Consider the following 1,899-nt stretch of genomic DNA (forward strand, 5'->3'; position numbering starts at 1 on the left):
CAGCAAGATTAGTTATAAAGAATGTGTGTTGTTGGTAACAATCGATCTCACATAAGAAACGGTGGTTCAATTACACTCCAATGTGATAAAAAGCCTGAATGGAAGAATGAGTATGCCATACCAAGATCAGAGCCTTACCATTAAAATGGCGGCTCCTTTTTGTATATTATTAATAGTGATATTGCTGACACAGGTGGTTGGTGTGTATGTCAGCAATAACTTTTTAGCTTCTGGAGGCATTAAGGGTTATTGGATTATAAGTCAATTAATCTTTCCATTTGTTCTTGTATTATTGCTGGCAATACCGATAACACAACTGTATTTCTCTAAACCAATAATTAATCGTGAAAACCTGTTACTCATGGCTTTGTTTTTTGGCCTTTTGCTTTGTTTATTTATTTATCTACAATTTTTTGCCGCAGATTATTTATCTCATTATCGTCATGGCAGTTCTTTAGAGGAGCTCAGAGAGGCTGGGAAGTTTCAACGCTTTTTAATTTTTACCGTATCGACGATCATTGGCTGGGAGGTTCTTCACCGAGGTTTTTTATTGGGCGGTGGACAATATTGTTTAACTCAGCATTACAAAATCAACCCGGTGGCGGCGGCTGTGATAATGACCGTTATAGTCTGTATCTTTGAAGTCTTATTTCACATAAAAAAACCGATTTATGAAGCTATAGGTATGATCTTCGCCTCGCCATTATTGTCTTATTTAACGATTAAGACGCGTAGTTTATGGCCTGCGTTAACGTTTCATTTATTAATTGAGTTAGCTTTTGGCTTTTCCGCTTTCTATTATTCTGTCTATTAATTACTGCATTTATAATCTTGGCCAAAATCAATCTGTCCCCCCAAGATGGTTGATGGACACAGGCTTAGTCTTTGATATTGTGTGGTATTGATTTACATAGCTAAGCTGTTTTAGATCGTTACCACTCAGTGATAGCCATTGATAGTGAATAAGATAAACCTTTAGCGGCATTACCATACTCTGTAGTGGTAATAATTATTGGTCATTACATATCTTCTAAATATAACCTAGAAAAGTCAGCCTAAATCCAATACACGCGCGTCTAATTCGTCTTTGAATATTAATCATTGGGCAACCGTTTACGGTTTTGATAGCCTTTTTTGATAACTCCTATTCAATAGTCAAACAAATTTATATAGCATAAAGTGTACTCACTAATTTGGACTTGGCATCGACTAAGTCCAATCGGTGGTTTGTTTCATACAAACGGCGCAACACACAGATACTAAAACTTTCGTTATCGACAATAGTTATTCGTTTTTGATAATAGATATTAGTAAGGATTTGACCATTAAAATTGATAAAAAGATGCGATTTGTTGCTCGATTATTTTGTGTTGTCTTTGCCATAACGGTTATCGATATGTTGATAGAGGGCGGATATAAATACCATAATACGGGAAGTGTTCATTATGTATCAGCAAACTCTAATCCTGGTAAGTTTTACTTTGCAGTCGTGTGGCAATCTTTAATTGTATGTGTTTCATTCTATTTTGGCTTTGTTGTGAAGCTGAAAGATGTCATAAAGAAAGAGGGCAAATAAAAAGAATATTAAACCGAAAAATTACAGTTGGCTTTTTTCGGATCTCAAACGTGTCTCAAACCCTCAAATTCTATTTGATATAATTATCAATAAAAACAATAGTTTCATTTAAATTCCTCAGCAAAGTCAGTTAGTGTTATGGTATTGTTAAATTTACAGCAGGAGTCATGGTATAGACCCATGAGCATGCATATAAAAGTAAGCGGTCAATGAACTGGTGAAGCTTATTCTGCTTCACCTAAATCAACATTCCACGGCAGCAAATCAGTCATATCATCTAATGGTGCACGCTTGGGTAATTCCGTAAAGAGATGACGGAAATA

Annotated in this window: 1 protein-coding gene; it reads left to right on the forward strand. The window is 35.4% G+C overall.

The features are described from left to right. The first annotated feature begins 61 nt into the window (after positions 1-61). Positions 62-814: a CPBP family glutamic-type intramembrane protease gene (locus H5202_RS24705; RefSeq protein WP_182773858.1), complete on the forward strand. Its 753-nt coding sequence runs from the start codon at positions 62-64 to the stop codon at positions 812-814. The last annotated feature ends 1,085 nt before the right edge of the window (positions 815-1,899 follow it).

The sequence above is a fragment of the Shewanella sp. SG41-4 genome (assembly GCF_014164505.1).
GTDB lineage: Bacteria > Pseudomonadota > Gammaproteobacteria > Enterobacterales > Shewanellaceae > Shewanella.